The organism is Pseudoalteromonas sp. XI10 (assembly GCF_001469895.1).
Lineage (GTDB): Bacteria > Pseudomonadota > Gammaproteobacteria > Enterobacterales > Alteromonadaceae > Pseudoalteromonas.
This window is the reverse complement of record NZ_LOPY01000042.1, coordinates 13199-31738: the sequence shown is the minus strand read 5'-3', so window position 1 is coordinate 31738 and position 18540 is coordinate 13199. Positions and strand designations below refer to the sequence as shown.

General features: G+C 41.5%; 20 protein-coding genes and 4 tRNA genes. 12 read left to right on the top strand and 12 right to left on the bottom strand.

Going from position 1 to position 18540, the window contains the following annotated elements; translation table 11 throughout:
* Positions 1-127: 127 nt before the first annotated feature.
* From AUR67_RS11150 to lolB, 11 genes are all read right to left on the bottom strand, one after another.
* Positions 128-204 (bottom strand) — tRNA-Met (locus AUR67_RS11150).
* A gap of 4 nt (positions 205-208) precedes the next feature.
* A tRNA-Gln gene (locus AUR67_RS11145) sits at positions 209-283 on the bottom strand.
* Between the two features lie 36 nt (positions 284-319).
* Positions 320-404: transfer RNA gene (locus tag AUR67_RS11140), tRNA-Leu, on the bottom strand.
* 60 nt (positions 405-464) lie between these two features.
* Positions 465-541, bottom strand: a tRNA-Met gene (locus tag AUR67_RS11135).
* The gene (locus AUR67_RS21190) at positions 532-780 is read right to left on the bottom strand and encodes a hypothetical protein (RefSeq protein WP_063124316.1); all 249 of its coding nucleotides are present in this window, start codon (positions 778-780) and stop codon (positions 532-534) included. Before AUR67_RS21190 ends, AUR67_RS11135 begins: the two co-directional genes overlap by 10 nt.
* A 386-nt stretch (positions 781-1166) precedes the next feature.
* Positions 1167-2258: a redox-regulated ATPase YchF gene (ychF, locus tag AUR67_RS11130; protein ID WP_058585328.1), complete on the bottom strand. Its 1092-nt coding sequence runs from the start codon at positions 2256-2258 to the stop codon at positions 1167-1169.
* Between the two features lie 34 nt (positions 2259-2292).
* Positions 2293-2877 (bottom strand): aminoacyl-tRNA hydrolase, encoded by a 585-nt coding sequence (pth, locus tag AUR67_RS11125; RefSeq protein ID WP_082389177.1) that lies wholly within the window; start codon positions 2875-2877, stop codon positions 2293-2295.
* Positions 2878-2896: 19 nt separating this feature from the next.
* On the bottom strand, positions 2897-3508 hold the full coding sequence (locus tag AUR67_RS11120; RefSeq protein WP_058585327.1) for a 50S ribosomal protein L25/general stress protein Ctc: 612 nt from the start codon (positions 3506-3508) through the stop codon (positions 2897-2899).
* Between the two features lie 152 nt (positions 3509-3660).
* Positions 3661-4608: a ribose-phosphate pyrophosphokinase gene (locus tag AUR67_RS11115; RefSeq protein WP_058585326.1), complete on the bottom strand. Its 948-nt coding sequence runs from the start codon at positions 4606-4608 to the stop codon at positions 3661-3663.
* Between the two features lie 79 nt (positions 4609-4687).
* A complete protein-coding gene (ispE, locus tag AUR67_RS11110; RefSeq protein WP_058585325.1) occupies positions 4688-5554 on the bottom strand; it encodes a 4-(cytidine 5'-diphospho)-2-C-methyl-D-erythritol kinase in 867 nt (288 codons plus the stop codon).
* Positions 5555-5556: 2 nt separating this feature from the next.
* Complete coding sequence (gene lolB, locus AUR67_RS11105; RefSeq protein ID WP_235591827.1) at positions 5557-6117, bottom strand: lipoprotein insertase outer membrane protein LolB; 561 nt, start codon at positions 6115-6117, stop codon at positions 5557-5559.
* A gap of 110 nt (positions 6118-6227) precedes the next feature.
* Between lolB and hemA the strand changes: the two genes are divergently transcribed.
* From hemA to rlmM, 12 genes are all read left to right on the top strand, one after another.
* Positions 6228-7484: a glutamyl-tRNA reductase gene (gene hemA / locus AUR67_RS11100; RefSeq protein WP_058585323.1), complete on the top strand. Its 1257-nt coding sequence runs from the start codon at positions 6228-6230 to the stop codon at positions 7482-7484.
* A 7-nt stretch (positions 7485-7491) separates the two neighbouring features.
* Complete coding sequence (gene prfA, locus AUR67_RS11095) at positions 7492-8577, top strand: peptide chain release factor 1 (protein ID WP_058585322.1); 1086 nt, start codon at positions 7492-7494, stop codon at positions 8575-8577.
* Positions 8578-8579: 2 nt separating this feature from the next.
* Positions 8580-9422: a peptide chain release factor N(5)-glutamine methyltransferase gene (prmC, locus tag AUR67_RS11090; RefSeq protein ID WP_058585321.1), complete on the top strand. Its 843-nt coding sequence runs from the start codon at positions 8580-8582 to the stop codon at positions 9420-9422.
* 45 nt (positions 9423-9467) lie between these two features.
* The gene (locus tag AUR67_RS11085) at positions 9468-11006 is read left to right on the top strand and encodes a DUF3369 domain-containing protein (protein WP_055196895.1); all 1539 of its coding nucleotides are present in this window, start codon (positions 9468-9470) and stop codon (positions 11004-11006) included.
* A gap of 21 nt (positions 11007-11027) precedes the next feature.
* Entirely contained in the window at positions 11028-11402 is a 375-nt protein-coding gene (locus AUR67_RS11080) for a SirB2 family protein (RefSeq protein ID WP_058585320.1), read from the top strand.
* Between the two features lie 132 nt (positions 11403-11534).
* Entirely contained in the window at positions 11535-12362 is an 828-nt protein-coding gene (locus tag AUR67_RS11075) for a tetratricopeptide repeat protein (protein ID WP_058585319.1), read from the top strand.
* A gap of 15 nt (positions 12363-12377) precedes the next feature.
* Positions 12378-13631 carry a DUF819 domain-containing protein gene (locus AUR67_RS11070; RefSeq protein ID WP_054561810.1) on the top strand — a complete coding sequence of 418 codons (1254 nt, stop codon included), beginning with the start codon at positions 12378-12380 and terminating at the stop codon, positions 13629-13631.
* A gap of 9 nt (positions 13632-13640) precedes the next feature.
* On the top strand, positions 13641-14495 hold the full coding sequence (gene kdsA / locus AUR67_RS11065; RefSeq protein WP_058585318.1) for a 3-deoxy-8-phosphooctulonate synthase: 855 nt from the start codon (positions 13641-13643) through the stop codon (positions 14493-14495).
* Positions 14496-14603: 108 nt separating this feature from the next.
* Complete coding sequence (locus AUR67_RS11060) at positions 14604-15500, top strand: transcriptional regulator GcvA (protein WP_054561808.1); 897 nt, start codon at positions 14604-14606, stop codon at positions 15498-15500.
* A gap of 1 nt (position 15501) precedes the next feature.
* On the top strand, positions 15502-16146 hold the full coding sequence (locus AUR67_RS11055; RefSeq protein ID WP_058585317.1) for an alpha/beta family hydrolase: 645 nt from the start codon (positions 15502-15504) through the stop codon (positions 16144-16146).
* Positions 16143-16511 (top strand): DUF423 domain-containing protein, encoded by a 369-nt coding sequence (locus AUR67_RS11050; protein ID WP_054551639.1) that lies wholly within the window; start codon positions 16143-16145, stop codon positions 16509-16511. The genes AUR67_RS11055 and AUR67_RS11050 overlap by 4 nt, the downstream gene beginning before the upstream one ends.
* A gap of 9 nt (positions 16512-16520) precedes the next feature.
* Positions 16521-17606, top strand: coding sequence for a 23S rRNA (cytidine(2498)-2'-O)-methyltransferase RlmM (rlmM, locus tag AUR67_RS11045; RefSeq protein ID WP_058585316.1), 1086 nt, complete (start codon positions 16521-16523; stop codon positions 17604-17606).
* Positions 17607-17679: 73 nt separating this feature from the next.
* On the opposite strand, the gene cysZ is transcribed toward rlmM, so the two are convergent.
* The gene (cysZ, locus tag AUR67_RS11040) at positions 17680-18387 is read right to left on the bottom strand and encodes a sulfate transporter CysZ (RefSeq protein WP_181447721.1); all 708 of its coding nucleotides are present in this window, start codon (positions 18385-18387) and stop codon (positions 17680-17682) included.
* Positions 18388-18540 lie beyond the last annotated feature (153 nt).

The following is an 18540-nucleotide window of genomic DNA, read 5'->3' as shown; positions in this document are numbered from 1 at the left end:
AACCTAAATCCAGCGCGTCTACCAATTCCGCCACTCCCGCATCATTCGTACTTAAAGTACTGGTAGTTATTTTAAACTCTTCATTGAGTGCAGTTTTAACTCCTGCAGAGCCATTCTAAAGAAAGAATGGTGGCTAAGACGGGATTTGAACCTGTGACCCCATCATTATGAGTGATGTGCTCTAACCAACTGAGCTACTTAGCCATCGTGGCTGGGATACCAGGATTTGAACCTGGGAATGGCAGGATCAAAACCTGCTGCCTTACCGCTTGGCGATATCCCAACAAAAGCTTGATAGTTTGAGTTCTTATCAAGAACATGGTGCGGAAGGAGAGACTTGAACTCTCACAACCGAAGTTACTGGAACCTAAATCCAGCGCGTCTACCAATTCCGCCACTCCCGCATCATTCGTACTTAAAGTACTGGTAGTTATTTTAAACTCTTCATTGAGCAACAAAAAGAATGGTGGCTAAGACGGGATTTGAACCTGTGACCCCATCATTATGAGTGATGTGCTCTAACCAGCTGAGCTACTTAGCCATCTTTTTTGTTAGCACTTCATCGCTGAGTGCGGGGCGTATTATGCTGATATGACCTAAATCCGTCAACACCTTTTTTGCAAAAAAATGCTTATCAGTGTTTGTTTGCATTAAAATTAAGCTAAGTGGCGAAATTTCATTTAAATTGCTGTTTTTTTGACTGCAATTTATGAGTTTAATTCCCAAATGCATAGTAAGAGCTTTAAAACCCACATTTAAAGTTGCTTGATTTTCATACAAAAATCAAGTTTCAAAATTAGTTAGCGTGATCTTTTAGGTGATTTAAACATAAAAAAGCGAAAGCGAATGAATTTATACAGGCTATTTTGTCACTAAGGGGGCTTATTTTTACTTTTAAAATTCCCACAATTTGCTAATCGAGCAGTCAATAGGTCGCAAAAGTGCTAGCGAGCTTTGAAATCCCCTCAATTAACTGTTGTTATTACTCATTTGCTTTCGACGTATTTATTAATACGATTCACTGTTAAGCATAAATAACATTGTACATCACTAAAAAGAACAAGCAGAGGTATAGCAGCAGAAGTTTTACTCACCATTTTAGTAATATTTAGGCAATAAAAAGGCTCGTAATAACGAGCCTTTTATAATCGAATGAGCAAATATGCTTATACGTTAAATAAGAAGTTCATCACATCGCCGTCTTTAACGATGTATTCTTTACCTTCTTGACGCATCTTACCAGCTTCTTTAGCACCGCTTTCGCCTTTAAACTCAATGTAGTCGTCAAATGCGATAGTTTGTGCGCGGATAAAGCCACGCTCAAAGTCAGTGTGGATTTTGCCCGCAGCTTGTGGTGCAGTTGCACCTACTGGGATTGTCCATGCACGTACTTCTTTAACGCCAGCAGTGAAGTAGGTTTGTAATTTAAGTAACTGGTAACCACCACGGATCACTAAGTTAAGACCAGGCTCTTCTAAACCTAGGTCAGCCATAAATTCTAGTTTATCTTCTTCTTCAAGTTCAGATAACTCAGATTCAATCGCTGCACATACTGGAATAACAACCGCATCTTCTGCAGCAGCAATTTCACGTACTTTGTCTAGGTAAGGGTTATTTTCAAAACCATCTTCTGCCACGTTAGCAATATACATGGTAGGTTTGATTGTTAAGAAGTTAAGTGGCTTAATCGCTGCTTTTTCTTCTTTTGTTAGTTCTAAAGAACGTAACGTTAAACCTTCATCTAAGTGTACTTTTACTTTTTCTAAAACAGCATTTTGCTCTTTAGCGTCTTTGTCGCCGCCTTTTGCTTTTTTAGCATTACGAACAATCGCTTTATCAGCACTGTCCATATCAGCAAGTACTAATTCAGTGTTAATTACGTCGATATCATCAGCAGGGTCAATTGTGCCAGCAACGTGAACAATGTTTTCGTCTTCAAAACAACGAACAACGTGACCAATCGCATCTGTTTCACGAATGTTTGCTAGGAATTGGTTACCTAAACCTTCACCTTTCGATGCGCCTTTTACTAGACCGGCAATATCAACGAATTCCATCGTCGTTGGTAAAATACGCTGAGGATTTACGATAGCGGCTAAATCATTTAAGCGCGCATCAGGAACCGGTACCACACCCGTGTTAGGCTCAATGGTACAGAAAGGGAAGTTAGCGGCTTCAATACCCGCTTTAGTTAGTGCATTAAATAGAGTTGATTTACCAACGTTTGGCAAACCAACGATGCCACATTTAAAACCCATAGTAAGATACCTTGTGTAATTTCATTAAAACGGATTAAGGTTTAAATGAATGTAGTCTGTTTTGTGCTTTTAACACACCATCTTTTGCAAGTATTTCCATACAACGAACTGCTTCGTCAACGGCGGCGTCCATTTTTTCTTGATCGTCTTTCGCGGCTTTACCTAGCACCCAGCCTGTTACCATTTCTCGGTGACCTGGATGACCAATGCCTATGCGAAGGCGCATGAAATCTTTTTGGTTTGCCATTTTCGCAATAATATCTTTTAAACCATTGTGACCGCCGTGGCCGCCACCTTTTTTAAGTTTTGCAATCCCAGGATCTAAGTCCATTTCGTCGTGAGCAACGAGGATGTTCTCAACAGGGATTTTAAAGAAATTAGCGAGACTACTCACCGCCTTACCACTTAAATTCATATAAGTTGTAGGGATCAGTAATTTAAATTCTTGGCCTTGAATAATCACTTTGCCGGTGAGGCCGTGATATTTAGGATCATGTTTGAGTGTGCAGTTATAACGTGCAGCCAGTTCTTCGATGAACCAAGCACCTGCATTATGGCGTGTGTTTGCGTATTCGGGGCCTGGATTAGCCAGGCCCACAAGCATTTGAATAGAATTCAAGGTGTTTACACCTTAAAAATTATTCTGCAGCGTCTTCTGAAGCTTCTTCTTCAGCTGGAGCTGCTTTGTTAGCTTTAACAGTAACAACTGACTGATCGTGATCAGCGCCTTTAGTTAGCTCAACAGATGCAACACCTGAAGGAAGTTTAAGGTCAGAAAGGTGGATTGAATCACCAGCTACTAAATCTGAAACGTTAACTTCAACGAACTCAGGAAGTGCTTTAGGAAGACACGTGATTTCGATTTCAGTTAATTGGTGAACAACAGTGTTACCAGCTTTAGTTACTTTCTCTTCACCGATGAAGTGTACAGGCACCTTAGTGTGAAGTTTGTGAGAAGCATCTACACGTTGGAAGTCTAAGTGAGTGATCTTAGGCTTGTACGGGTGACGTTGAATATCTTTAAGGATAGCTTCAACTGACTCGCCACCGATGTTTAAAGTAAGGATATGCGTGTAGAAACCTTCGTCTTCTTGCGCTTTGATCATATCTTTGTGTGCAAGAACGATTGATGCAGCTTCTTTGTCAGCACCGTAAAGGATTGCAGGAACTTTATCTTCACGGCGTAGGCGGCGGCTCGCACCAGTACCTGTTTCTGTACGTAATTCTGCATTGTATGTGTAAGTTGACATAATGTCTCCAATAATTAATAGTCTTAGGGCCTTTGCGACCAAGGTCCCCAGCCAAAAGGCGCGCTATCATACCACCCCTTTTGGGGAAAATAAATAACGACTACAAAAAAAGCACCTAAGCGGTGCTTTTTTCAGTATCTCAGTGAAGTTGATTAGTGTTCGAACATCGCTGAAATAGATTCTTCGTTGCTGATACGACGGATTGTTTCAGCAAGCATATCTGCAAGTGTAAGCACTTTGATTTTATCAATTGCTTTAAGCTCGTCAGTTAGTGTGATTGAGTCAGTTACAATAACTTCGTCAATGACTGAGTTACGGATGTTCTCAGCTGCATTACCTGAAAGTACCGGGTGAGTGGCATAAGCAAATACGCGTTTCGCACCGTGTTCTTTAAGCGCTGCTGCTGCTTTACATAAAGTGCCACCAGTATCGATCATGTCATCAACAATAATACAGTCACGACCTTCAACGTCACCAATAATGTGCATTACTTGTGAAACGTTTGCTTGTGGACGACGCTTGTCGATAATAGCAAGGTCTGTGTCGTTTAATAGTTTAGCGATTGCACGAGCACGAACAACACCACCGATATCAGGAGAAACGACAACAACGTCATCGAAGTCGCGTTCTTTCATATCTTCAAGTAGAACTGGGCTACCAAATACGTTATCAACTGGTACGTCGAAGAAACCTTGGATTTGTTCAGCGTGTAAATCAACCGTTAGAACGCGGTCAACACCAACACTTGAAAGGAAATCTGCAACTACTTTAGCTGTAATTGGTACACGAGCAGAACGCACGCGGCGGTCTTGACGTGAATAACCAAAATAAGGGATAACGGCAGTAATACGTCCAGCAGACGCACGACGTAGGGCATCAACCATAACGATAAGCTCCATTAAGTTATCGTTAGTAGGGTTACAGGTTGATTGGACAATGAAAACGTCAGAGCCACGAACATTTTCATTAATTTGAACACTGATCTCACCGTCACTAAAACGGCCAACAACAGCATCGCCTAATTCAATATACAAACGTTTTGCAACTTTTTGAGCTAGCTCAGGTGTTGCGTTACCAGCGAAGAGCTTCATGTCAGGCACGGTAGGGTTCCTCAGGCACTGAATTTTGGGACTAACAGGCTATGGTAGGCACCAAAGCAGGTTAACATTTACTTGTACGTTACTTCATTTCAAAGTGAGCATTTAATGCTGTATGAGCAGGAGAAAGTGTAGCACTACTTGCAACAAAACCTGTCCATTTTTCTGGTAATTGAGCTAAAACTTGTTGTGCTTGTGCCTCGGTTGAAAACTCAGCAAAGCAGCAAGCGCCTGTACCAGTCATCTTTGACGGGGCGTATTTTAGCAACCACTGCAGGGCTTTTTCAACCTCGGGGCAGAGCTTTTTAACTAAAGCCTCGCAATCATTGCCTAAATTTTCTGTTTGCCAGTCTGCTTTTAGCTTAGGTGTGTCGCGCTTTAAGTCTGGGTGGGTAAAAATTTTCGCGGTGCTCACATGCTGCCCTGGATGTACCACACAGAACCAACTTTGCGGTAATTCAACATTTTCTAGCTGCTCGCCAATCCCATGCGCTATGGCAGTGTGACCATTTATAAATACTGGTACATCAGCGCCTAATTTCACCCCAAGCTCTGCTAATTCTGTAAGTGATAAATCACAACCCCATAGTTTATTAAGTGCAAGTAGGGTAGTGGCGGCATCGGATGAGCCGCCGCCAACACCGCCGCCCATAGGCAAACGTTTTAATAGCTTTATTGAAGCGCCTTGTTGGCAATCACAGTGCTGTTGTAATAAACGGGCTGCTTTATATATAAGGTTATCTGCAAGCTCAATGCCGTTTGTATCACCGGTTACAGAAATATCTGGCTCGTTGTTGACAGTAAATGTTAAGTCATCACCAAACTCTAAAAAGGTAAATAAGGTTTCGAGTTCATGGTAGCCATCTTCACGGCGACCATTTATATGAAGAAATAAATTAAGTTTTGCGGGTGCTATTAAAGTTAGCGGGGCGTTTGAAGCGTGTGTCATGATTAATTTAACTGCCAATCATTAAGTTGAATTTTAATACGAATTTTATTGTTTTTAAGGCTTAGTTTTACAGGAAGCCAATAACCGTCTTGTTTGATGTAATCTGAATAGGTTATTTGCCACTGTTGACCATTGTGTGCTTGCCAAATAAGACTTTCTAAACGGCCTTGCTCATCATAGCTTGCTTGGTCGTTTTCGACGGCACCTTTTAGCCATTTTGCGGCATTATCTAATGGGATTGAAAAACCGGTTAAACGATATAACAACATTGAGGCATCACGGTCGGTATATACATTGTCGTCATACTCAAGCTCAGCACCTTGTGCATTTTGTTTTAAAGACAGAATGCGGGTGCCAATAAAGCTGGTAAGTACCATTTCACTGTATTGCTCATCATGTTGCCAATTTAAATTGGCTGACTGGCGCTGCTCTGTACTAATAAATGCCATTTTACCTTGCACTTGCCATTGAGCTTGTTGCTCTAACCGGCTTTTCCAGTCAGGATAAATGTAATCAACAGTTGAAATTTTTTGCGCACAACCGCCGATAAATAAAAAAAACATGAATAAAATCAAATATTGTTTAATCAAATGTCGTTCCTTACTTTCCATATTCCGCTGATTTTTGGTAAAATTAACGCCTTTACAGCTGGGCTTAGCAATATTTGGTACATATGACCATCGTAGCACTTGGTATAAATCACAAAACCGCATCCGTAGAATTACGCGAAAAAGTCGCGTTTTCGCCTGAGCAAATGTCTGAGGCGTTACAGCAATTAAGTGGTCATGCGCATTTTAATGAAGCGGTTATTGTTTCGACCTGCAACCGAACTGAAATCTATTGTAGCCTTGCCGAGCGTAATTCCCAAACCTTGTTGCGCTGGTTAGCCAGTTTCCATGGTTTGGATGAACAAGAACTGAGCAACAATACCTATTACCATGAAGATCACGAAGCAATTAATCACTTAATGCGGGTGTCTTGTGGTCTAGATTCGTTAGTACTCGGTGAGCCGCAAATTTTAGGGCAAATAAAACAAGCCTACCATAATGCAAAAACTCACGATGCCATTGGTGTAACCTTTGACCGTTTGTTTCAAAAAACATTTTCTGTGGCAAAACAAGTTCGTACCGAAACTGACATTGGTGCTAGTGCCGTATCTGTTGCTTATGCTGCGGTTAATCTTGCGAAACATATTTACGGCAAGTTAGATAGAACTAATGTACTGTTAATTGGTGCAGGTGAGACGATTGAACTGGTTGCTAAGCACTTATACCAAAACGATCCGCAAAAAATAACGGTGGCAAACCGTACCATTGAACGCGCTAAAACGTTAGCAAGTGAAGTTAACGCGGATGTGATTGCACTTGCTCAGTTACCTGAGCGTTTACACGACGCCGATATTGTTATTAGTTCAACCGCCAGTACCTTGCCTATTATTGGTAAAGGGGTAGTAGAGCAGGCGCTGAAAAAGCGCCGCCACAAACCAATGTTATTTATCGATATTGCGGTACCGCGTGATATCGAAAGCCAAGTAGGCGAATTAGATGCTGCCTATTTGTATTCAGTTGATGACTTACAAGCCATAGTAAGCGAGAATATCGCCGCCCGTGAGCAGGCTGCGGAGCAAGCGCAAGCTATTATTCGCTCACGTACCGATGAATTTGCTATGTGGTTGCGCTCACTCGATTCGGTGGATCTTATTCGCCATTATCGCAACGATGTACAAGATATAAAGTCAGAACTTGTCGAAAAAGCCCTTGGCCAGCTACAAGCAGGTAAAGAGGCAGAAAAAGTAATACTCGAGTTGGCAAACAAACTGACCAACCGCTTGATGCACGCACCTACCCGTGCCATTCAAGATGCTGCTAAAAAAGGTGAAGCAGCGGAGTTAAGCCAATTAAAGAAAATGTTAGGTATTGATCAGGAATAGTCGTTAAATGAAAGAGTCTGTTTATAGAAAATTAGAAACCTTAGTTGAGCGTTACGAGGAAGTGCAAGCGCTACTAAGCGACCCCTCTGTGATCAGCGACCAAAATCGCTTTCGTGCCTTATCTAAAGAATACTCAGAATTAGAAGAAATCGTTAAAGCATTTTTAGCTTACCAACAAGCACAAGATGATGTTGCTACAGCAGAAGAAATGTTAAAAGATTCTGATCCTGATATGCGTGAAATGGCGCAAGAAGAATATAAAGAAGCAAAAGCACAAATAACTGTATTAGAAGATGAAATCCAAATTCTAATGTTACCAAAAGACCCTAAAGACAATAATAACGTCTATTTAGAGGTTCGTGCCGGTACTGGTGGTGATGAAGCTGCTATCTTCGCAGGTGACTTATTCCGTATGTACAGCCGCTACGCTGAAACTAAAAAGTGGAAAGTAGAGGTAGTAAGTACTAACGAAGGTGAGCATGGCGGTTATAAAGAAGTCATTGCGCATATCTCTGGCGAAGGCGTGTATGGTCAGCTTAAGTTTGAATCAGGTGCGCACCGTGTACAGCGTGTACCAGAGACAGAGTCGCAAGGCCGTGTTCATACCTCAGCTTGTACTGTAGCAGTTATGGCAGAAATTCCTGAAGCGGAAGCAATTGAGATTAATCCTGCAGATATTAAAGTAGATACCTTCCGTGCATCGGGTGCCGGTGGTCAGCACGTAAATAAAACTGACTCAGCAATCCGTATTACACACATTCCAACAGGTGTGGTTGTAGAGTGTCAGGATGAGCGTTCACAGCATAAAAACCGTGCCAAAGCGATGTCTGTACTAGGTGCACGTTTACAACAAGCTGAAGATGAAAAACGTCAAGCGGCTGAAGCGTCAGAACGTCGTAACTTAGTAGGTAGTGGTGACCGCTCTGAGCGTATTCGTACTTATAACTACCCGCAAGGTCGTATTACCGATCACCGTATTAATTTAACACTTTATCGTTTGAATGAAGTGGTTGCCGGTGATTTAGGAAGTGTTATCGAACCTCTAATGCAAGAACACCAAGCTGACTTACTTGCTGCGATGGGCGATGAATAATCGTGCCACAAAGCATTGAACAAGCAATTGTTGCTGCAACGGCGTTATTAACGCCTAGCAGCGACAGTGCTAAGTTAGACGCACAAGTCCTGTTATTATCCATTCTTGATAAACCTCGTAGCTACTTATTTACCTGGCCCGAAAAACAACTTACCGAACAGCAACAACTTGATTTTGAACAAGCATGTCAGCGTCGTTTAAATGGTGAACCAGTTGCTCACATTGTTGGCTTCCGTGAATTTTGGAGTCTTCCTTTAAAGGTTAATCCAACAACTCTGATCCCAAGACCTGATACCGAAACGTTAGTTGAATATGCTTTAAGCCTTGAGCTACCTACTACTGCAAACGTGCTTGACTTAGGCACTGGCACAGGGGCAATTGCCTTGGCATTAGCCAGTGAAATGCCTAATTGGCAGGTGACAGGGGTTGATAGAGTGGCTGATGCAGTTGAGCTTGCCGAAGAGAACAAACAACGACTCAATATTAGCAACGCTACTTTTGCGTTAAGCAATTGGTTTAGTGCAGTAAGTACACAAAAGTTTGACCTAATTGTTAGCAACCCACCGTATATTGAACATGATGATGAGCACTTAAGCCAAGGTGATGTTCGCTTTGAACCGCTCTCTGCATTAGTTGCAGATGACGACGGTATGGCTGATATTAAACAAATTATTACTATCGCACGTGACTATTTAGCAACAAATGGCTATCTTTTAATTGAACATGGCTACAAACAAAGTGTGAAGGTACAAGAATTTTTTGCACAAATGTCGTATAGCCATATACTTACAATTAAAGATCTTGGCGGTAATGACCGTGTAACGTTAGCACAATGGCCTAAATAACAATTAAGTGCACTGTGCGTACATAGCCTTTGAGGATCCCATAGAATGGATGATTTTTTGTTTTCGGATGAAGCACTTGATGAAGTAAATGAGGTGGTTCAGGGTAGTTGGAAAGTCATCGTCGTTGATGACGAGCCAGAAGTACATGCCGTAACAAAGCTTGCGTTGAGTGACTTTGAATTTCAAGATAAACGTTTAGAGTTTATTAGCGCCTATTCGGGTGAAGAAGCCAAGCAGGTTATTCAACAGCACCCAGATGCTGCTATCGTATTACTCGATGTGGTTATGGAAACCGATGACGCAGGCCTCAAAGTCGCTAAGTTCATTCGCGAAACCGCAAAAAATAATCACATTCGTATCATTCTTCGTACAGGCCAGCCTGGGCAAGCGCCCGAGCGTCAAGTTATCGTTAATTACGATATCAATGACTACAAATCAAAGACTGAACTAACAGCACAAAAACTATTCACTGTGGTGATGTCGAGCTTACGTTCTTACCGTGACATTTTATCGATTGAGCAATCTCGCCAAGGCCTTGAAAAAATTATTAAAGCATCGCGAAATATTTTCTCGACTCATTCACTAGAAAGCTTTATTGAAGGGGTGATGCAGCAACTTACCTCATTGCTAGGTACTGTTGATCAAGCTATGTATGCAACAAGTTTAGTTGCCAGTAACCCGCAAGATAACCAAAAGAAGCTTGTGGTGTTTTCAGGGCGAGGTGAGTTTGAACGCAGTGAAGGCAAGGCGATTGAAGAAGTGCTTGATGAGGAGCAGTTACAAGCCTGCCAACAAGCACTGAGCGAAAAAACCATAGTCTACCGTGAAAACTATTTATTTGCTTATTGCTGTAGTGAATGTAATCACAACTCGATGTTATTTATTTCCGGTATCCCGAAGCATTTAACCGACACTCAGCGCCATTTGATTGAAATTTTCTCGCAAAATGTACAGCTGGCGTATGAAAATGTGCAGCTACAATCTGAAATTGAAGCAACACAGCAAGAGTTAGTATTTAGGCTTAGTGAAGCATTAGAGCAACGTTCAACAGAAACCGGTAATCATGTAAAACGTGTATCGCACATTTGTTATGAACTTGCCATGGGCTATGGTCTATCAAAACGCGAAGCAGAGCTTATTCGCTTAGCTGCGCCACTGCATGATGTGGGTAAAGTGGGTATTCCTGATGCCATTTTAAATAAGCCTGGGCCACTTACCGACGAAGAGTGGGCCATCATGCAACAGCATGCTGAAAAAGGTCATTTAATTTTAAAAGGCTCAAATCGTGACATTGTTAATACTGGGGCGATTATTGCGTTATCGCACCATGAGCGTTGGGATGGTTCAGGCTATCCGAAAGGTTTAAAAGGTGAAGATATTCCAATTGCTGGTCGCATTGTGGCTTTAGCTGATGTGTTTGATGCGCTGCGCCATAAGCGTTGTTATAAAGAGCCGTGGTCACTTGACGATGTAGTTAAAGAAATTAATGCGCAACAGGGTAAACAATTTGATCCTAAGCTAATCGAAGTGTTTAATCAGCGTGTGAAAGAAATAGAAGACGTACTTGTACGTTATCCAGATTAATTAAAATAAAATTAGGGGCATATGGATTATTTAGCAGTAAAACATACTCACATGTTGTTTGCCGTGTTGAGTATTATCTTATTTTACGTTCGTTCTTTTTCACGCTTAAAGACGGGCGCTCTGGCAAAAAATAAAGTAGTGTTTATTGGCAGCCACAGTATCGACACCTTATTACTTGTTTCTGCCGTGGCATTGATTGTAATGGCAGGTTTTAACCCACTTGAACAATCTTGGTTATTAGAAAAGATAATCTTAGTGGTTGCTTATATTGTGCTAGGTATTGTTGCAGCTAAGCAAAGCGCACAAGGCACGAAGGTTGTATTACTTGCAGTAACTACGCTTATTTTATTAGCAATTGGTTATTTAGCGTCTGCAAAAACAGCACTTCTTTTATAACAAATCTCTAGGCGGTATTTGATGGCATTGGCTGTCGTACCGCTTTTTTATATCTCATCGCTCAGTATTGGTAACTTAGGGCAAAAGTAGGTAAACTAGCTGTTCGTTTTTGAAAGAGATGTAGCAGTATAAATGACCACCCCTTGGTTTGAAGATCAAAATGAATCCTATCAAGATGAGGCCTTTGACGCATTTTCTTCTAAAGTGCTTTATCGTTGTATCGACGCTGAATTAAAGTGGGATCAACAAGCTGATTTAACAGCCTGTTATGACACACTTAATGAGCTTGAAAATACGGTAACAGCTCTTTGCGCTGAATTAAAAGAGCCACATGAGCGTCTCGATAAGTTACTTGATACCTTTTATCAGCAATGGCTGTTTAGCTCATCAAGCTTAAAAGTGCCTGAGTATACGTTAAATAGTTTTAGCTACACCATTACCATGCGCAGTGGCACACAAACCACGCTGGCAATTTTGCTTTGTCATTTATTACAGCATGCTGAACTAGACGCCACAGTCACGCTTAGTCAGGGAGACGTGCATGTTCACGTTGGTATGAGTGATGAAGAAGGTTATTTAATTGAGCCAAGCACAGGTCAGCAGAGCTGGTATATAACACCAGAGAACGCCTGTGAAGAAAATGGCGATGAGCAAGAACCGCTTGAACTGATTTTTGAAGAAGAGCTGTATAAGCTGTATCTAGCTCAACAAAAATGGTCGTTTATCAGCGAAAGTAAATTTGGCCATGCTTTGCATTGTGTTGAAATGCTGATGGAATTAATTGGTGACGACCCGTATGAGCGTCGTGACCGCGGCTATTTACTTAATCAGCTAGATTGCCCAAAAATGGCACGTGATGATTTGCAGTACTTTGTTAATGAGTGCCCAGATGATCCTGCTATCGAAGTTATTCAGCATCAAATCGCTGAAATAGAAGACAACAATAATACACACCACTAATTTAAAGGAACATTTATGACTGACGCCCACAGTGCGCTAATTACCAATGACGCAGTCGTACTTGGTTTGCTTGCCGTTATTTTGGGGTTTATTTTTAAAACCTCGCACAGTAATAATGCTGCCTGCCAAAAATTTTATAAATATGTACCGGCATTATTGCTTTGCTACTTTTTACCATCATTACTCAATACCTTTGGGATTGTTGATGGTCATTCTTCGAATGTATATTTTGTGGCGTCGCGCTATTTACTGCCAGCTTGCTTAATATTGCTTACAATTAGTATTGATTTAAAAGCGATCTTAAACCTTGGGCCAAAAGCATTAATTATGTTTTTAACAGGCACCATGGGTATTGTTATTGGTGGCCCACTGGCTATCTTAGTGATGAGTGCCGTTTACCCAGAAGCTGTGGGTGGTCATGGCCCTGATGCTGTTTGGCGTGGTATGACGACCATTGCCGGTAGCTGGATTGGTGGCGGTGCAAACCAAGCTTCAATGAAAGAAATGTTTGAAGTAGGCGGCGATATCTTCTCTGCAATGGTGACTGTTGACGTAATTGTGGCTAACTTATGGATGGCTGTACTGTTATTAATGGCAGCAAACCATAAGGCGATTGATGCTAAAACAGGCGCAGATACGCGTGCAATTGAAGATTTAAAAGAGCGCGTAGAAAAGTATCACGCTGAGCATGCGCGCATGCCTACCTTAAATGATTACATGACGATTATCGCTATTGCCTTTGGTATTACTGGCCTGGCACATTTTTGTGCTGACTTTTTAGGTCCGTTTTTTGGGGCTAACTTCCCATGGGCACAAGAGTATAGTTTAAACAGTAAATTCTTTTGGTTAATCGTTATCTCTACCACAATTGGTATTAGTTTATCGTTTACTAAAGTTCGCCATATTGAAGCTTTTGGTGCGTCAAAAGTAGCATCAAGCTTTTTATATATTCTTGTTGCTTCAATTGGCTTACACATGAATATTACCGCGATTTTTGACTCGCCAATGTACTTTGTACTGGGTGCGATTTGGATGATTACCCATGCAAGCTTAATGCTTATTGTGGCGAAATTAATTAAAGCTCCACTGTTTTACATGGCAGTCGGCTCTCAGGCCAATGTAGGCGGCGCGGCATCAGCACCTGTTGTTGCATCAGCTTTCCACCCATCGCTTGCGCCAGTAGGTGTTTTACTTGCTGTTTTAGGCTATGGTGTTGGTACCTACATGGCTTATATTTGTGGATTAATGCTACAAGCTGTTGCACCTTAAGGAATAGAAATGAACAACCAGTTAATTAAAATTAACGAGATTGAATTAGCCAACGACAAACCATTTGTATTGTTTGGCGGCATGAATGTACTTGAATCACGTGATTTAGCGATGCGTATTGCGGAGCATTACGTAGAAGTAACATCAAAGCTAAACATTCCATACGTTTTTAAGGCCTCTTTTGATAAAGCTAATCGCTCTTCAATTAACTCATACCGTGGCCCGGGCATGGAAGAAGGTTTAAAAATCTTTGAAGAAATTAAATCTACTTTTAATGTGCCACTGATCACCGACGTACATGAGCCGTATCAAGCTGCTCCTGTAGCTGAAGTGGTTGATGTAATTCAGTTACCGGCATTCCTTGCTCGTCAAACTGACCTAGTTGTAGCCATGGCAAAAACTGGTGCTATTATCAATGTGAAAAAGCCGCAGTTTTTGGCACCACACGAAATGCGTCATATCATTAAAAAGTTTAATGAAGCGGGCAACAACAATGTTGCACTGTGTGAGCGTGGCACCAGCTTTGGTTATAACAACCTTGTGGTTGATATGCTTGGTATGGATGACATGAAGCCTATGGCGCCGGTTATCTTTGATGCTACACACGCATTACAACGCCCAGGTGGCCGAGCTGACTCTGCGGATGGTCGTCGTGCTCAAGCTGCAGAACTTGCTCGCAGTGGTATGGCATTAGGCATTGCGGGTTTATTTATTGAAGCGCACCCTAATCCGAATGAAGCAAAATGTGATGGTCCATGTGCACTTGCACTAAGCAAGCTAGAAGGTTATTTATCGCAAATGAAAGCGGTTGATGACTTAGTTAAAAGCTTTGCACCACTCGATACCAGCGCAAGCGACTTATGATTTAAGTATATAAGTATTTAAGTATGAAAAAGGCGACCATGGTCGCCTTTTTTTATTTGTATCGCTATAATCGACGCATAAGAAAAACTAATTCTAAGTTTGGTGTTTATGTCTCGTCGTTTACCTCCTTTAAATGCACTAAAAGCATTCGAAGCCGCTGCCCGCCATTTGAGCTTTACCAAAGCAGCAGAAGAGCTATATGTAACGCAGGCTGCGGTGAGCCACCAAATTAAAACCCTTGAAGAGCATTTAGGTTTAAAGCTGTTTTTACGTAAAAATCGTTCTTTGCTGTTAACCGAAGAAGGGCAAGGCTACTTTTTAGATATTAAAGAGATTTTTACCCAGCTGATCGATGCCACAGAAAAACTACTTGCCCGAGGTGCGAAAGGTTCATTAACGGTAAGTTTAACGCCAAGCTTTGCGATTCAATGGTTAGTACCCAGACTTAGTTTATTTAATGAATTACATCCAGAAATCGACGTGCGAATTAAGGCGCAAGATCAGGATGAAAATTCACTTTCTGACGATGTTGATATTGCTATTTACTACGGCCGTGGTCACTGGAGCGGGGTGCAGACATATAAGCTGCACACTGAATACCTAGTGCCGTTATGTAGCCCATTGTTGTTAACGGGCCCTAAGCCTCTTAATCAACCCAGTGATTTAGCAAATCATACCTTATTGCATGATACGACACGTAAAAATTGGAAAACCTGGATGAAAACGGCAGGTGTACGTAATGTACAAGTTAACCAAGGGCCGATTTTTAGTCACTCATCGATGGTATTGCAAGCCGCGGTGCATGGGCAGGGGGTTGCAATTGGTAATAGCGTTTTAGCAAAACCTGATATTGATGCGGGCCGACTCGTCATTCCATTTAGTCACTCATTAGAAAGTAAAAATGCGTACTATTTAGTGATCCGCGAATCGCAAACAGAGCTTGGCAAAATAGTCTCTTTCAAAGACTGGATGCTGAGCTTAGTTGAACAAGAACAAGAGTATTAACATGTTACAGTGGTTTAAAAGTGCAACGGGCAAGGCGCGTGCACAATTTATATTTGCCCATGGTGCAGGGGCAGGCAGTGATTCTGAGTTTATGCAAACAATGGCTAACTTGATTAGTCAGCATGGGATTGATGTAGCCCTGTTTGATTTTCAGTATATGCAAATTGCAAAAGAAACAGGCAAGCGTAGGCCACCCGAGCGTGCTCCTAAGTTACTAGCCTACTTTAGTGAAGTTTTAGCCGAGCGCCAGCCAGAATTACCGCTATTTATTGGGGGTAAATCTATGGGTGGGCGTATGGCTTCTATGCTCTGTACCGAGCAGGAGCAAGCTCAAATTGCTGGCGTGGTTGCTTTTGGCTATCCGTTTCACCCACCGGGTAAACCCGAAAAGCTTCGCATAGACCATTTTGTTGATATGCGATGCCCTTTTTTAGTCCTGCAAGGTGAGCGTGATACGTTTGGGAATCAGCAAGAACTCGCTGAGCTTAAAATGGTTAATCCGCCAGAGATTAAATTTCTCAAAGATGGTGACCACTCATTAAAACCTCGCAAAAAAAGTGGCATTACAGAACAAGAAAACTTACAGCAAGCTGCAGATTATGCAGCGCAGTTTATTATGAATTTAGCGGCTGGAGATGCGCAATGATCAAACTATATTTAATGATTGGTAGCTTATTTTGCATGCTTTCAGTAATGCTTGGCGCATTTGCTGCTCATGGTTTAAAAAGCCGTGTTTCTGAGTATGCGATTGGAATTTTTAAAACCGCTGCTGAATATCAAATGGTGCATGGCCTTGCATTGATAGCAATTGCTATCTTAATTAAGTGGGGCATGAACTTAAGCTGGGCTGGTGGATTTTTTATCGCAGGGACCGTGTTATTTAGCGGTAGTTTGTATTTACTCGCACTAACGGGCATGAAGTGGCTTGGGCCTATCACCCCAATTGGCGGTGTTTGTTTTATTATTGGTTGGGCTATTTTGTTAGTTCAGGCAGCACGATATAAGTTTTAAGGGTTATCTATGTCGAGTGTAGTTATTTATTGTCGCAGTGGTTTTGAAAATGATGCCGCTGCTGAAATTACTTTTCAAGCTGCTGAACAAGGCTTTGCAGGTTACGTAAAAACAAAACCAAATACAGGTATTGTTGTTTACGAATGTTTTGATGCAAGCCACGGTGAAGAAATCATCAAAAAAGTAGATTTCAAAAATATGGTATTTGCTCGCCAATGGTTTACTGGCACCTTAGTCGATAACATGCCACTTGAAGACCGTGTAAGTGCCATTGTTGATGCTGCCGCGGAGTTTCCTGAATGTGGTGACCTACGTGTAGAAACGCCAGATACCAACGAAGGTAAAGAGCTGAGTAAGTTCTGCAAAAAGATTTCGACACCACTGAAAAAGTCGCTTGAAAAGCGCTCGAAGGTAACACGCGAAATTGCTGAGAAAAAACCAGTTATGCATGTGTTATTTTTAGCAAACGACAGTGCTTATGTTGGCTACTCATATACATTTAATAATTCTCCTTTCTTTATGGGCATTCCGCGTTTACGTATGCCTAATGATGCGCCGAGCCGCTCAACATTGAAACTTGATGAAGCTTTTAACGTATTTATTCCACCTCATGAAGCCGAAGAGCGTATGCAGCCTGCCATGCGAGGCGTTGATTTAGGTGCTTGCCCAGGTGGTTGGACTTATCAGCTAGTGCGACGTGGTATGTTTGTAAGTGCAATCGATAATGGCCCTATGAATGATGACTTGATGGAAACTGGTCAGGTAAAGCACTTTAGAGTTGATGGTTTTAAATACCGCCCTGAAAAGCGCAATATTCAATGGTTAGTGTGTGACATGGTAGAAAAGCCGGCTAAAGTGACCAATCTTATGATAGATTGGGCGGTGAATGCCTACGCAAAAGAGCTTATTTTTAATCTTAAACTACCGATGAAAAAACGTTTTGATAGCGTTTACGAGTGTTTAAAAATGATTAAAGAAGAGCTTGAAAAGTATGGTGTAAGTTACGAATTACAAGCTAAGCACTTATATCATGACCGCGAAGAAGTCACGGTACATTTGAATGTAACTAAGGTGCCCCAAAGCCTCTATAGTTAACCTTAATTTGAAATTAGAAAGGCCAATAGCTCACACTATTGGCCTTTCTATTAGATATCAGAAAACCTAATTTTTAACGGTATTTACTTCGGTAATTATCGACCCACAAACGGGTGCCACCGCACACAGCAACAGGCATAACAATAAGGTTTACGAATGGAATTGCCGTTAAAATCATTACCGCTAATCCAAAACCATAAGAAAGTGTTTGCTTTTGCTTCAAGTCATTTTTCATTTCGTTAAAGCTAATTTTATGGTTATCGAATGCATAGTCTTCGTATTGCACTGCATACATCCAACAGGTGAATAACACCCATAAAACTTGCCCGATCACAGGTAAAATCCACAACAAAATAAAAAAGCCAATAGCACGTGGTAGGTAATAGCACAGTTTTGTCCATTCTCTACCTAGCATACGTGGCACATCTTTCATTGTATCGAAAAGGCTGTCGTCATTAATTTTTTGCCCCGTTAAGTAAAGCTCGACTTTTTCACTGAGTAGGCCGTTGAATGGGGCTGCTATAAAATTAGTGATAACCGTGAAGAGCATGCTGTAACTAAATAGAATTACCAGTACGGCAATCGGCCACATTAGCCATTCGAGCCAGCTAAGCCATTCGGGTAATAACGAGTTCATGTAAGCGAAGCCATCGGTAAGCCAGCCATATAAAAAGAACAGCGAACTACCAAATAGCAGAATATTGATTAATAAAGGAATAAGTACAAAACGTTTCAACCCCTTTTGGCTAATTAACTTAAAGCCAGAAAAGAAGTATTCCATACCTTGAGTGAACTGCACGAGAAAACCTCATCTTTTTTCTTGTTGTTTGCAGTATATGGTTTTAACGATATTTGAACAGCTTTTTTCCGTAACAAAGTGTTTAACTCTTTTCATGGACAGTCACTTTAAGCCATGTCTCAGCTGTAATTAAGA